Raw genomic sequence first — 470 nt, forward strand, 5'->3', positions numbered from 1 at the left:
TGCCGGTGCCTGCCCCTGCCAGAACCAGAACATATCCCAGTGCCGTCGCCGCACGCCGCTGTTCTGGCGTCAGACTGTCAAGGACTGGCGCAAGCGCGCGCGGAACGGGAAGATCACCGGTCATAGCTCTTCCAGCCCTTCCGCCACGCAACCCGGGGTGGTAGTGATCTTACCGGTCGAGAGCAGGATCGTCGCCGGATAGGAAAGATCCCAGTTCCCAAGCCCGCGTTCCCAGCGCCCATCGATAACCAGGCCGACAGGACAGCCCGGCCGCTCGTACAGGCGGACTGCACTTTGCGGTATCGGGGGATCATCTTCGGCCTGCGCCAAACGCTGGCGCAGGTGGCGGTTCCAGATGGTCTGGGCCAGGGGCGACCGGACAAACGTCCGTGAAAGGTCTACCTTCATCGCCAGACGCGCGATCCGCCAATCCGCATAGTCTGAAACAGATCCCATGACCCTCTCCTGTG

At 63.4% G+C, this 470-nt stretch carries 1 pseudogene; it reads right to left on the reverse strand.

From position 1 onward, the window contains the following. Positions 1-120: 120 nt before the first annotated feature. Positions 121-470 (reverse strand): annotated as a pseudogene (locus B7449_RS17015) (hypothetical protein); the annotation flags it as partial.

Source organism: Komagataeibacter intermedius TF2 (assembly GCF_000964425.1).
Classification (GTDB): domain Bacteria; phylum Pseudomonadota; class Alphaproteobacteria; order Acetobacterales; family Acetobacteraceae; genus Komagataeibacter; species Komagataeibacter intermedius.